Here is a 14,490-nt window from a genome sequence, read left to right as displayed (position 1 = left end):
CGAGACGCCGGCCGAGACGCCGGCCGAGACGCCGGCCGAGACGCCGGCCGAGACGCCGGCCGAGACGCCGGCCGAGACGCCGGCCGAGACGCCGGCCGAGACGCCGGACGACGCGCCGGCCGTCGTACGGCCAGAGCCGGCACCCGGCGCGGGAACGCCGCCGCACACGCTGGTCCTGACCGGTGACCCGGCGGGCGCCGCGGCGGCGCTCGACACCTGGTCACGCCGCGGCCGCGTCACGGCGGTCCCCGCCGCCACCCCGCCCGCCCGGCTGCTGGCCGTACTCGAACGGACGGCGGCCACCGAGGCGGTGCTGCCCCTCGCGTCGGTGCGCGCCCTGCCGGCCGCGCCCACCGCCGCGCTGACCGACCTGTCCGCGCTCACCCGCGTCCTGTGTGCCGAACCGGGCGCCGGGCCGGAGGACAGCACGGCCTGGCAGGCCCTGGGACCGGTGCTGGAACAGGCGGCACCGCGCCCCGGCGGGAGCCGGCCCGCCACCGGGAGCCTCGCGGACACGGCCGCCGCGGCGGCCGACGCGGCCCTGCGCGGACTCGACCTGCACGCCTCGGTCGAGGCCGCCCACGAGGTGGCCAGGGCCGCCCTGCACAGCATGCTGCACACGCTCCAGCGGGCCGGCTGCCACACCCGCCCCGGCGACCGCCACACCCCGGAGCAGATCACCGCCGCGGTGCGGCCCGCCCCGGATCACCAGCGCCTGCTGCACCGCTGGCTGACCGTACTGACCGACGAGGAACTGCTCGTCGCGGACACCTCCGGTGCCCTGAGCCGTGCGGCGGGCACGGAGGCGTACGCCGACCTGGACGCGGTGTGGCGAGCGGCCCGGCGGCGCTGGCGGGACGCCCACGGCTCCGACGCGACCGTCCGCTACGCCCGCGCCTCGGCGGGCGAACTCCTCGCCCTGCTGCGGGCCGAGCGGTCCGCCGCCGAGCTGCTCTTCCCGCGCGGGGAGACGGACACCGCCCGTTCGCTGTACCGGGAGAGCGCCACCGCCCGCTACCAGCATTACGCCGCCGCCGCGCTGGTCACCGGGCACCTGCGCGGCACCGCAGGCGCCCGGCGCGTCCTTGAGGCGGGGGGCGGCACGGCGACGACCACCGAAGTGGTCCTGCCGGAGGTGGAACGGCTCCCGGGCCCGCCCGTGGAGTACCTGTTCACCGACGTGTCGCCGTTCTTCCTCGACCACGCCTGCGCCCGGTTCGGCGACCGCCTGCGCTACGGCCTGCTGGACGTCGACCAGGACCCCGCGGGACAAGGCCACGCTGCCGGGTCCTTCGACGTGGTGGTGGCCGGCGGGGTCCTCAACGCGGCGGTCGACACCGACCTCTCCGTGCGCTCACTGGCCCGGCTGCTCACGCCGGGCGGCCTGCTGGTGCTCACCGAACCCACCCGGGAGGAGTACTGGGTGCTCGCCTCGCAGGGCTTCCTGCTGCCGGCCCCCCGCGACGCCCGCGCGGCCACCGGGACCAGCTTCCTGACCCACGCCCAGTGGCGGACCGTCCTCGACGGCGCCGGCCTCCTCCCCGTCGCCGACCTGCCCGCCGACGGCCACCCGCTCCACCCGCTGGGCCACCGCGTCCTCGCGGCCCGCCGCTCCCTCACCTGAACCACCGGCCGCCGCCCTTCGCGGCGGCCGGCCCGACACGAAACCGAGGAACACCCATGTGCGGAATCACCGGCTGGGTGGCGTTCGACCAGAACCTCACCCAGCGGGGCGACACGGTCGACGCCATGACGGCCACCCTCGCCGACCGCGGCCCCGACGCGAGCGGTGTGCGCCTGTACCGGCACGCGGCCCTGGGCCACCGGCGCCTCGCCGTCATCGACCTGCCGGGCGGCGCCCAGCCGATGACGGCGGACACCCCCGAGGGCCACGTCACCCTCGCCTACTCCGGCGAGGTCTACAACCACCCGGAGCTGCGCGCCGAACTCCGCCGCCGCGGCCACCGGTTCACCACCCGCAGCGACACCGAGACCGTGCTGCGCGGCTACCTGGAGTGGGGGGAGGCCGTCGCCGAGCGCCTCACCGGCATGTACGCCTTCGCCCTGTGGGACGAGCGCCGGCAGCGCATGGTCCTCGTCCGCGACCGCATGGGCGTCAAGCCCCTCTACTACCACCGCACCCCCGACGGCCTCCTGTTCGGCTCCGAGCCGAAGGCCGTGCTCGCCAATCCGGCCTTCCCGCGCCGCGTCGACACCTCCTGCCTGCGCGAACTCGTCGGCTTCACCAAGGCGCCCGGCTGGTCGCTGTGGAAGGACCTGTACGAGGTCGAGCCCGGCACCGTGCTCACCGTCGACCGCGCCGGGATACGGGAGCACACCTACTGGCGGCTGGAGACCACCGAACACACCGACGACGCCGCGACGAGCGTCGAGCGGGTCGCCGCCCTCCTCGGCGACATCGTGCCCGAGCAGCTGGTCTCCGACGTCCCCCAGTGCGTGCTGCTCTCCGGCGGCCTCGACTCCAGCGCCGTCACCGCGCTCGCCGCCCGGCACCAGCGGGCCGCGGGCGAGAAGCCGCGCACCTTCTCCGTGGACTTCGCCGGCTACGAGGAGAACTTCCGGCCCGACGAGTTCCGCGACACCCCCGACGCCCCGTTCGTCCGGGAGGTCGCCGCCCACGTCGGCGCGGACCACCACGACGTGGTCCTCGACTCCCGCGCGCTCACCGACCCGGCACTGCGGCGCGCGGTGGTGGCCGCCAGGGACATGCCCATCGGGCTCGGTGACATCGACAGCTCCATGCTGCTGCTGTTCCGCGCCATCCGGGAGCAGTCCACCGTCGCCCTGTCGGGCGAGTTCGCCGACGAACTCTTCGGCGGATACGTCTGGTTCCACCACCCGGCCGCCCGCGACGCCGACACTTTCCCCTGGCTGGCGTTCCAGAACACCTACACCGCCGACCGCACCGAGCCGCTCCGCCCCGGACTGCGCGCCGCCCTCGACATCGGCGCCTACGTCGCCGACGAGTACGCGACGGCTGTCGCCAAGGTCGAACACCTGCCCGGCGAAGACCTCTTCGAACGCCGGATGCGCACCAGCAGCCACCTGCACATCACCCGGCTCGTGCGGGCCATGCTCGACCGCAAGGACCGCATGTCCATGGCGGCCGGTCTGGAGGTCCGCGTCCCGTTCGCCGACCACCGTCTGGTCTCCTACGTCTACAACACGCCCTGGGCGCTGAAGACCCTCGACGGGCGGGAGAAGGGCCTGCTGCGGCAGGCCGTCGCCCACCTGCTGCCCGCCTCCGTCACCGAGCGCGTCAAGAGTCCCTACCCCTCCACCCAGGACACGGCCTACGCGGCCGCCCTCCAGGAGCAGACCCGCCAGGTCCTCGCCGACCCCGGTCACCCCGTGTTCGCCGTCTTCGACCCCGCCTGGGCGCGGCGCACCGCCGCCGCCGACCCGGCCACCGTGACCGGCGCCCCGCGCACCGGCCTCGAACGCCTCCTCGACTTCCACGTGTGGGCCGACCTGTACCGCCCCGAACTGGACCTGCCGTGACCCCCCTCGCCCCCGCCCGCCCGTACCACCCCACCGGAGGACCCCAGTGACCGCCCCGCTCCCCACCGCCCAGACCCCCACCGTCCCGCTCCCGCTCGGCGAAGACTTCATCCAGGACGCCCACACCGTCGCCGCCGGCCTGCGCGCCGCCTCCCCCGTCCGCTTCGTGGTACTGCCCGGCGGCTTCCCCGTCTGGCTGGTCAGCGGCCACGAAGAGGCCCGCACCGCCGTCACCGACCCCCGCTTCAGCAGCGACGGCGTCTACGACCGGCTGGAGCGGCTGCGCCTGGGCGGCGGCGAGGACACCGAGAGTCACTTCGCCCCCGAACTGGCCAAGAACCTCCTCAACCTCGACCCGCCGGACCACACCCGGCTGCGCTCCCTGATCACCAAGGTGTTCACCCCCGGCGCCGTCGCCCCGCTGCGCCCGCGGATCGAGGCCATCGCCGACGAACTCCTCGACGCCATGGAGAAAACGGGCCCGCACAGCGAACTCCTCGCCGACTACGCCCTGCCCCTGCCCATCCGCGTCATCTGCGAAGTCCTCGGCATCCCCTTCGAGGACCGCGACCGGTTCACCGCCTGGACGCACACCATGGTCGCCGCCGTCACCCCCGAGGAGATCGGCGCCGCCTCGACGCACATGGCGGCCTACCTCGGCGACCTCGTCGAGGCCAAGCGGCGCGACCCCGGCGAGGACCTGCTCACCCGCCTCGTCCACGCCGGCGACGGCGGCGACCGCCTCTCCCGCGACGAGCTGACCGCCACCGCCGTCGTACTGCTCACCGGTGGCTTCGAGACCACCGTCAACCTCATCAGCAGCGGCGTGCTCGCCCTGCTGCGCCACCCCGGACAGCTCGCCCTGCTCAAGGCACGCCCCGAGCTGATGCCGCAGGCGGTGGAGGAGTTCCTGCGCTACGAGACCCCCAACAACCTCTCCAGCCCGCGCTACGCCACCGAGGACGTCGAACTCGGCGGCGTCACCGTCCCCGCGGGCCACTTCGTGATGGTGTCCTGGCTCGCCGCCAACCGCGACGGCCGGTTCACCGATCCCGACCGGCTCGACATCACCCGCCCGGCCGGCGGCCACCTCGCCTTCGGCCACGGCATCCACTACTGCGTCGGCGCGGCCCTCGCCCGCCTGGAAGGGGAGATCGCCTTCAGCCGGCTCCTCGCCCGCTTCCCCGGCCTCGAACTGGCCGTGGACGAATCCACGCTGCGCTGGCGCTTCTCCACCGCCATGCACGGCCTGGAGGCGCTTCCCCTGCGCCTGACCCCCGCCGTCGGCTGACCCGCCCGCCTGACCACCCATCGAGGACCCATCGTGCCCCTGCTCGACGGATTCACCCCCTGGCCCGAACCGGCCGCCGCCCGCTACCGCGCCGAGGGCCACTGGACCGGCACCACCCTCGGCTCCGTCCTGCGCGACAGTGCCCGCCGCACGCCCGGACACATCGCCGTGGTGACGGACGGACGGCGCCTGAGCTACGCCGAACTCGACCGGGCCGCCGACCGGGTGGCGGCCGGGCTGCGCGCCCACGGCCTCAAACCCGGCAACCGCCTCCTGGTCCACCTCCCCAACGGCCTGCCCTTCGTCCTGACGCTGTTCGGCTGCTTCCGCGCCGGCGTCGTCCCGGTGCTCGCCCTGCCCGCCCACCGGGAGAGCGAACTCGTCCACCTCGCCCGCCTGTCCGGCGCCGCTGCCTGCGTCATGGAGGGCGGCGACCCGGAACAGGCCCGGCTCGCCCGGGCGGTGCGCACCGCCGCGCACACCGTCCGCCACGTCTTCACCACCGGCTCCGGCGCGCCCGGCACGCCCTTCGACACGCTCACGTCCGCCGAGCCGGACCCGGGCACCCCCGACGACGCGCGCCCCCAGGACGTCGCCGTGCTCCTGCTCTCCGGCGGCACCACCGGCCTGCCCAAGCTGATCCCGCGCACCCACGACGACTACGCCTACAACCTGCGGGCCGGCGCCCGCGTCGCCGGACTCGACGCGCACACCATCACCCTGCTCGCCCTGCCCGCCGCCCACAACTTCGCCCTGGCCTGCCCCGGCCTCCTGGGCACCCTGCACACCGGCGGCACCACCGTGCTGGCCCCCGCACCGGACCCGGACACCGCCTTCGGCCTCATCGCCCGCGAACGCGTCACCACCGTCGCCCTCGTCCCCCCGCTCGTCCTCGCCTGGCTGGACGCCGCCGAACTCCTCGCCCCCGACCTCACCAGCCTCACCCTCCTCCAAGTGGGCGGCGCCCGGCTCAAGGAGGAGACCGCCCGGCGGATACGCCCGGTCCTCGGCTGCGGCCTGCAACAGGTCTACGGCATGGCCGAGGGCCTGCTGAACCTCACCCGCCTCGACGACCCCGACGAGACCGTGTGCACCACCCAGGGCCGCCCCCTCTCCGCCGCCGACGAGGTCCGCGTGGTCGCCCCCGACGGCACCGACGTCCCCGACGGCGAGACCGGCGAACTGTGGACGCGCGGCCCCTACACCCTGCGCGGCTACTTCCGCGCCGAACGGCACAACGCCACCGCCTTCACCCCCGACGGCTTCTACCGCTCGGGCGACCTGGTACGCCGGCTGCCCGGCGGCAACCTCGTGGTGGAAGGCCGGCTGAAGGACGTCATCAACCGGGGCGGCGACAAGGTCCCGGTCGAGGAGGTCGAGAACCACCTCCTCGCCCACCCCCGGGTGCACGACGTGGCCCTGGTCGGCTACGCCGACCCCGACATGGGCGAACGCACCTGCGCCTTCGTCGTCCCCCGCGGCCAGGCACCCACCCGGCGCGACCTCGTCGGACACCTCACCGCCCGCGGCGTCGCCGCCTTCAAGCACCCCGACCGGGTCCGCACCCTCGACAGCTTCCCCCGCACCGGCGCGGGCAAGGTCGACCGAGGCGCCCTGGCCCGCACGCTCGACACCGTCGCGGAGGCCCTGTGACCACCCCTGCCCCGTACCCGTTCGACACCGCGGACGGCCTGGACCTCGCCGACGCCTACCGCGTCGCCCAGCGCACCCCCGGCCTGCTGCGCGTCCGACTGCCCTACGGCGAACCGGCGTGGCTCGTCACCCGCCACCACGACGCCCGTGCCGTGCTCGCCGACGCCCGCTTCTCCCGCGCCGACGCCCACCGGGACGCGCCGCGCACCACCCCGGTCAGCCCCATCGGCCTGGTCGCCACCGACCCGCCCGACCACACCCGGCTGCGCCGCCCGGCCGCCCGCGCCTTCACCGCCCGCCGGGCGGAGGCGCTGCGCCCCCGCGTCCGCGAGATCACCGAGGACGCCGTCCGGCGGATGATCGCCGAAGGGTCCCCCGCCGACCTGATGGAACACGTCGCGCTGCCCGTGCCGATCGCGGTCATCTGCGAACTCCTCGGCGTCCCCGCCGAGGACCGGGACCGCTTCCGCGGCTGGAGCGACACCGTCCTGTCCACCAGCGGGGCGACCCCGCAGGACTTCATGGCCGCCACCGCCGCGCTCAAGGCGTACATGGGCGACCTGCTCGACCGCCGGCGCGCCGAGCCCGCCGACGACCTGATGACCGCGCTGCTGCGGGCCCGCGACGAGGAGGCCCCGGACGACCGGGCCTTGGCGGAAGAACTCGTCGAACTGTGCGTCGCGATCCTGCTCGGCGGCTACGAGACCACCGCATCCCAGTTCGCCAACTTCACCTGGGTCCTGCTCACCCAGCGCCCCGGTGCCCTCGCCGAACTGGCCGACCGGCCCGAACGCGCCCGCGACTGGGTGGAGGAACTGCTGCGCTACGTCCCCCTGGCGGCGTCCGCCTCACTGCCGCGCTACGCCCTGGAGGACGTCGAGGTGGGCGGGGCCAAGGTGCGCGCGGGCGAGCCCGTACTCGTGGCGATCGGCGCCGCCAACCGCGACGCGCTGCGCTTCCCCCGCCCCGACGTCCTCGATCCCGGCCGCGACACCTCCGGACACCTCGCCTTCGGCCACGGCATCCACCACTGCGCCGGCGCCGCGCTGGCCCGGGTCGAACTCCAGGAGGGACTGACCGCGCTGGCCCGGCTGCTGCCCGGTCTGCGTACGGCCGGCGACGCGACGTGGAAGTCGGCCGCCTTCCTCCGCGGCCCGGCCACCCTGCCGGTGCGCTGGTGACACCGGCCGGCCCACCGTAACCCCCTCCGCCCGTACCACCGGGCCACCACGGACACCGGCCCGGCGGCCGTCCCCGCCGGGCCTGCCCCGTACCCCCGCCAGACAGAAGGAAGACCCGTGCTGACCGACCCCACCGACCCGGCCACCGCCGAGACGACGGATCAGGAGGCCCTGCGCACCCGGCTCGCAGCCGTCCTCGACCTGCCGCCCGGGGCCGTCCGCGACGACGACAACCTCATCGCGCTCGGCCTGGACTCCATCACCCTGATGAAGCTGGCGGCCCGCTGGCGCCGCGCCGGCGCCGACATCACCTTCGGCGCCCTCGCCGCCGCCCCGACACCCGCCGCCTGGCACGCCCTGCTCGCACGACCGGGCACGGACACCCGCACCGCCCCGGAGCCCGTCACCGCGCCCGAGGCCGACGACACGGCGGCGGGCCCCTTCCCGCTGGCCCTGATGCAGCACGCCTACTGGGCCGGACGCTCCCCGGGCCAACGACTGGGAGGCGTGGCCGCGCACTTCTACCACGAGTTCGACGGCACCGGAGTGGACCCCGACCGGCTCCAGGCAGCGGTACGTTCCGTCCTCGCCCGCCACGACATGCTCCGGGTCCGCGTCCTCGACGACGGCACCCAGGAAGTCCTGGACACCGCACCCTGGCCCGGCCTGCACGTCACCGACCTGCGCCACGAGAACCCCGAGAACCCCGAGACCGCCGAGGCCGCGCTCGACCGCATCCGCGCCGCGCTCTCCCACCGCACGCTGGACATCGGCTCGGGCGAGGTCTTCGACGTCCGGCTCACTCTGCTGCCGGACGGCCGTACCCGCACCCACGTCAACCTCGACATGATCGCCGCCGACGCGCTCAGCCTGCGCGTACTGCTCGCCGACCTCGCCGCCGCCTACAGCGCGGGCGGCGAACTGCCGCGCGCCAAGCCCGGATACTCCTTCCGCCGCTATCTGTCCGACCGCGCGTCCCACCGCGCCGGCCCCGGCCGTGCCGCGCACGCAGAGGACCGCGCCTGGTGGCGCGACCGCCTCGACACCCTGCCCGGGGCGCCGGAGCTGCCCGCCGCCGGACACGACGCCGACGCCACGACCGTCATCCGCAGGCACCGCGTCCTCGGCCCCGAGCGGACCGCCGCCTTCGGAGCACGGGCCCGGGCCCACGGACTGACCCCCGCGCTCGCGCTCACCGCCGTCTTCGCAGAGGTCCTCACCGCCTGGAGCACCGAGCCCTCCTTCCTGCTCAACCTCCCCCTGTTCGACCGTGAACCGCTGCACCCGGACATCGACGACCTGGTGGGCGACTTCACCTCCTCGGTCCTGCTGGCCTGGGACGGAACCACACCGGGTGGCTTCGCCGGCCGGGCCGGCCGGCTCCAGGAACAGTTCCACGCCGACGCCGCGCACGCCCGGCACTCCGGCGTGGAGGTACTGCGCGACCTCGGCCGCCACCGCGGCGCCCAGACCCTCGCCCCCGTGGTCCACACCAGCGCCCTCGGCCTCGGCCCGCTCTTCCCCGCAACGGTCACCCGCGCCTTCGGCGAGCCGGTGTGGATCATCTCGCAGGGCCCGCAGGTCTGGCTCGACGCCCAGATCACCGAACTCGACGGCGGACTGCTGGTCAACTGGGACGCCCGCGAAGCCGCGTTCGCCTCCGGTGTCCTGGACGCCATGTTCCACGCGTACACCACCCTCCTGGACCGGCTCACCGACGACGAACGCGCCTGGACGGCCCCGGTGGGTGACCTGCTGCCCGCCGGGCAGCGGCAGACCCGGCAGGCCGTGAACGGCACGGGCCGCCCGCCCGGCGGCGGACCGCGCCTGCACGACGAGTTCTTCCACCACGCCGCCACGACCCCGGACGCCCCCGCGCTCCTGTGGGGGGACGCCGCCGGGCAGCACACCTACGGCGACCTCGCCGCCCGTGCCCTCGCCGTCGCCGGCCACCTGCACGCTCACGGCGTGCGCCCCGGCGATCTGGTCGCCGTGAGCCTGCCCAAGGGCCCCGACCAGGCCGTCGCCGTCCTCGGCGTCCTCGCGGCAGGCGCCGCCTACCTCCCCGTCGCCGTCGACCAGCCGCCCGCACGCCGCACCCGCGTCCTGGAGGCCGCGGGCGCCCGCCTCCTCCTGGACCGCCTGGACACGGCCCTCACCGCCCAACCGCTGCCCGCTCCGGTGCCGGGCGCACCCGGCGACCTCGCCTACGTTCTGTACACCTCCGGCTCGACGGGCGAACCGAAGGGGGTCGAAGTCACGCACACGGCCGCGATGTGTACCGTGGCCGACCTCCGGGAACGCCTCGGACTCGGCCCCGCCGACCGCACCCTGGCGCTGTCCGCGCTGGAGTTCGACCTCTCCGTCTTCGACCTGTTCGCCCCGCTGAGCACCGGCGGAGCCGTGGTCTGCGTACAGGAGCCCGAACGCCGTGACGCCGACGCGTGGCTGCGCCTGGCGCACACGCACCGGGCGACCGTCCTGAACTGCGTGCCCGCCCTGCTCGACATGCTGCTCACCGTCGCCGAGGCCGAAGCGGGGGCCGCGGGCGCCGCGCCCCGGCCGCTGCCGCTGAGGGCGGTCCTGCTGGGCGGCGACCGCGTCACCGCGGACCTCGCCGGACGTCTCGCCCGCCAGGCGCCCGACTGCCGTTTCGCCGGGCTCGGCGGCACCACCGAGACGGCCATCCACTCCACCTGGCAGGACGTCGTCCTCCCCGTCCCCGGCGACTGGGGCATCGTCCCCTACGGCCGGCCGCTCACCGGCGTCCGCTGCCGGGTCGTGGACGCGCTGGGCCGGGACCGCCCGGACTGGGTGCCGGGCGAGCTGTGGATCGGCGGCGGGGGAGTGGCCCGCGGCTACCGCGGCGACCCCGGCCGCACCGCCGAACGCTTCGTCGACCACGACGGCCTGCGCTGGTACCGGACCGGGGACCGCGCCCGCTACCGTCCCGACGGCACCCTGGACTTCCTCGGCCGCACCGATCACCAGGTCAAGGTGCGCGGGCACCGCGTCGAACTGGGGGAGATCGAGGCGGCGTTGACGACCCACCCCGAAGTGGCCAAGGCCGTCGCGGTGCTGCTGCCGAACCACCGGCCGGCGGCTGCCGTCGTCCCGGCCCCCGGACGGCTGCCGTCGCCCGCGCACCTGAAGGAACACCTCGGCGCCCTCCTGCCGCCCCCCATGGTCCCCGACGCCACCGTGGTGCTCACCTCGCTTCCCCTGACGCGCAACGGCAAGACCGACCGCGCCGCCGTCGCCGCTCGCGTGAGCGAACTGGCCGCCTCCGGCACGGGGCGGGCCGCGCCACAGCGCCACGAACCGCCCCGCACCGAGGCCGAACGACTCGTCGCCGCCCTCTGGAAGGACGTCCTGCGCATGTCCGGGACGGGCCCCGGCCGCACCGACGACTTCTTCGCCCTGGGCGGCGACTCACTGGTGGCCACCCGGCTCCTCACCCGGCTCCGCGCGGAAGGCGCCCAGGGGGCCGCCCTCAGCGCCCTGTTCGCCCACCCGGTCCTGGCCGACTTCGCCGACACCCTCCACCTGGGCCCGGCCCGGCCCCTCCCCCCGCCGCCCGCGCCCGACCCCGAGCACCGGCACGACCCCTTCCCGCCCACCGACGTCCAGCTCGCCTACTGGCTCGGGCGCGGCGAGGAATTCCCCCTGGGCGGGGTCGGCTGCCACTTCTACCGCGAGTACGACATCCCGGGCCTCGACGTGGCACGGCTGGAGGAGGCCGTCAACCGCCTCGTCGCCCGGCACGAGATGCTGCGCGCCGTCTTCGACGCCGACGGCAACCAGCGCGTCCTGACCGACGTGCCCCGCTTCACCGTCCGGGCCGGCGACGCCGGACCCGATCCCGACGCGGACCGTGCCGCCCTGCGCGACACCTGGTCGCACCATGTCTTCGACCCCGGCCGGTGGCCGCTGTTCAGCGTCGCCGCCGTACGCGACGGCGAGCGCACGCGACTCGCCGTCGGCATGGACAACCTCATCCTGGACGCGCTGAGCATCCTCACCTTCTACTCCGAGCTGTCCGCGCTGTACACCGACCCGGAGGCCGGACTGCCGCCGGTGGACGTCTCCTTCCGGGACCACGTGCTCGCGGGCCGCGCGGACCCGGAAGAACTCGCGGCGGCCGAACGCCACTGGGAGAAGCGGCTCGACACCCTCCCCGCCGCACCACGGCTGCCGCTCGCCCGTGACCCGGCCGAGATCGCCCGGCCGCGCTTCGCGCGGCGCACCGCGGTCCTCGACGCCGGCGCCCGCCGCGCGCTGGAGGAACGCGCCCGCGCCCACGGCGTCACCCCGTCCGCCGTCCTGCTGACGGCGTACTGCGAGGTGCTCTCCCTGTGGAGTTCCGAACGGGATCTCACCGTCAACCTGACGCTGTTCGACCGGCGCGAGGCCCATCCGCACATCGCCCGCGTCCTGGGCGACTTCACCTCCCTGGTCCTGGTCGGCCACGAGCACCGCCCGGACGAAACCTGGCTGACGGGCGCCCGCCGCACCCAGCGCGAGCTGTGGCAGGCCCTCGACCACCGCTGCCTGTCCGCCGTCCAGGTGCTGCGCCGGCTCGCCCGCCGCACCGGCCAGGCCGACGTGACCATGCCGGTCGTCTTCACCAGCGCCCTCGGCCTGGACGCCGGCGACGACGAGGCCGGAGTCTTCACCGATCAGGTGTACGGCATCACCCAGACCCCGCAGGTGTGGCTGGACCACCAGGCCGTCGAGCGGCGCACGCCCGACGGAACGGTCGTCGACCTGCACTGGGACGCGGTGGAGGAACTGTTCCCCGAAGGTGTCCTGGACGCCATGTTCTCGGCGTACACGGCACACCTGCACGCCCTGCTGGCGGCCGACTGGAACGCCCCCCGCCCGGTCGCCCTGCCGCCGGCGCAGCGTGCCCTGCGCGACCGCGCCAACGACACCGCCGCACCCCGGCGGGAGACCTGCCTGCACGCGCCCTTCTTCCGCCACGCCGCCGCCCGCCCGGACGCCCCGGCGGTGCTCATGGACGGCCCGGACCGGTGCGTGACCTACGGCGAGCTGTCCCTGCGGGCCCGCCGCGTCGCCGCCCTGCTGGCCGCGCACGACGTGGCCCCGGGCGAACCGGTCGCCGTCTGCCTGCCCAAGGGCCCGGACCAGATCGCCGCGGTCCTCGGCGTTCTCGCCGCGGGAGCCGCCTACGTCCCCGTCGGCGTCGACCAGCCACGCGTCCGCCGCGACCGCGTTCTCGCCGGAGCGGGCATCCGCCTGGCCCTGACCGGGGACACCGCCGACGACTGGCCGGCCCTCTGCCTGCCCCTGGGCGAGGCCGACCGCCACGAGCCCGTCACCGCCCCGGCCGTCGCCGCACCGGACCAGCCGGCGTACGTCATCTTCACCTCCGGGTCCACCGGTGACCCCAAGGGCGTGGAGATCACCCACGGCGCCGCCGCCAACACCATCGAGGACATCAACGACCGCTACGGGGCAGGCGCGGACGACCGCGTCCTGGCCGTGTCCGCCCTCGACTTCGACCTCTCGGTGTACGACGTCTTCGGACTGCTGTCGGCCGGCGGCGCGCTGGTCGTCGTCGCGGAGGAGGAACGCCGCGACGCCCAGCGGTGGGCCGACCTCTGCGTCCGGCACGGGGTGACGCTGTGGAACACGGTCCCGGCACTGCTCGACATGCTGCTGACGGTCGCCGAGCACGAGCCCGGCCGGGTGCCCGGCACCCTGCGGCTGGCCCTGCTGTCCGGCGACTGGATCGGCCTCGACCTGCCGGGCCGCCTGTCCGCCCTGCTCCCCTCCTGCCGCCTCGTCGGCCTGGGCGGTGCCACGGAGGCGGCGATCTGGTCCAACGCCCACGACGTCGAGGGACCGCTCCCGGGCTGGCCGTCGATCCCGTACGGCAGGCCGCTGCGCAACCAGAACTACCGGGTCGTCGATCCGCGCGGCGGCCAGGACCGGCCCGACTGGGTGCCCGGCGAACTGTGGATCGGCGGAGCCGGACTGGCCCGTGGCTACCGCGGCTCCCCGGATCTCACCGCCGCGCGCTTCGTCACGTCCGGCGGGCGCCGCTGGTACCGCACCGGCGACCGGGGCCGGTACCGGCCCGGCGGGGTGCTGGAGTTCCTCGGCCGCACCGACGACCAGGTGAAGGTCCGCGGGCACCGCATCGAGCTGGGGGAGATCGAGGCCGCCCTGTCCGCGCACCCGGGGGTGACCCGCTGCGCCGTCGCTGTCTCGGGCGCCGGTGCCGCACGCGAACTCGTGGCCGCTGTCGTCCCCGCCGGCACGTACGACGGTACGGCGCTCACCGCGGCGCTGCCGCGCTGGCTGGCCGAGAGGCTGCCGGACGCGATGGTGCCGCGCCGGCTGGCCGTGCTGCCGTCGCTCCCGCTGACCGCCAACGGCAAGGTGGACCGCCGGGGAGTCGTCACCGCTGTGGCCGCGGCCTCGGACCGGCGTTCCGGTGAGGACGCGCCGGCCCGAGAACTCGACCCGGTCGAGCAGTCGGTCGCGCGGCTCTGGGAGAGCGTCCTCGGAGTCGCGGTACGCGAGCCCGAGGACAACTTCTTCACCCTGGGCGGCGACAGCGTCAAGGCGGTCCGGCTCGTCGAGCGAGCCGCCGGGGAACTGCGCGTACGGCTGCCCCTGGGACGCTTCTTCGCCCACCCGACCGTCAGCGCCTTCGCGGACCTCGCCCGCACGGGGGACACCTCGGCGCCCGGCCGGCCGGCGGGCATGGAGGAAGGGGTCCTCTAGGCCCTGCCGTCACATTCCCGTCGTCGCCCGGAGGACGGCATCGCGGCGTCTGGTGCGTGCTCTCGCCGTGCCGGGCGTCGCGGGGCA

The 14,490-nt window shown here is 75.4% G+C and carries 6 protein-coding genes; all 6 read left to right on the top strand.

The features are described 5' to 3' along the window. Nucleotides 1–1,624 (top strand): methyltransferase (locus ABZ858_RS19795; RefSeq protein ID WP_361379763.1); only part of this gene is annotated, 1,624 nt, incomplete at its 5' end. A 56-nt stretch (nucleotides 1,625–1,680) separates the two neighbouring features. Next, entirely contained in the window at nucleotides 1,681–3,522 is a 1,842-nt protein-coding gene (gene asnB / locus ABZ858_RS19790; protein WP_361379760.1) for an asparagine synthase (glutamine-hydrolyzing), read from the top strand. 46 nt (nucleotides 3,523–3,568) lie between these two features. Beyond that, nucleotides 3,569–4,813 carry a cytochrome P450 gene (locus ABZ858_RS19785; RefSeq protein ID WP_361379757.1) on the top strand — a complete coding sequence of 415 codons (1,245 nt, stop codon included), beginning with the start codon at nucleotides 3,569–3,571 and terminating at the stop codon, nucleotides 4,811–4,813. Between the two features lie 33 nt (nucleotides 4,814–4,846). Further along, on the top strand, nucleotides 4,847–6,466 hold the full coding sequence (locus ABZ858_RS19780; RefSeq protein ID WP_361379754.1) for an AMP-binding protein: 1,620 nt from the start codon (nucleotides 4,847–4,849) through the stop codon (nucleotides 6,464–6,466). After that, nucleotides 6,463–7,647: a cytochrome P450 gene (locus ABZ858_RS19775; RefSeq protein WP_361379751.1), complete on the top strand. Its 1,185-nt coding sequence runs from the start codon at nucleotides 6,463–6,465 to the stop codon at nucleotides 7,645–7,647. The genes ABZ858_RS19780 and ABZ858_RS19775 overlap by 4 nt, the downstream gene beginning before the upstream one ends. Before the next feature lie 117 nt (nucleotides 7,648–7,764). After that, entirely contained in the window at nucleotides 7,765–14,403 is a 6,639-nt protein-coding gene (locus ABZ858_RS19770; protein WP_361379748.1) for an amino acid adenylation domain-containing protein, read from the top strand. The last annotated feature ends 87 nt before the right edge of the window (nucleotides 14,404–14,490 follow it).

Source organism: Streptomyces sp. NPDC047017, from assembly GCF_040644175.1.
Lineage (GTDB): Bacteria > Actinomycetota > Actinomycetes > Streptomycetales > Streptomycetaceae > Streptomyces.
The sequence above is the reverse complement of the archived record's forward strand: the minus strand, read 5'-3'. Positions and strand labels throughout refer to the sequence as shown.

What these genes read in the sequence shown, in the direction of transcription:
- asnB (WP_361379760.1), top strand. Translation starts at nt 1,681, where the DNA reads ATGTGCGGAATCACCGGCTGGGTGGCGTTCGACCAGAACCTCACCCAG.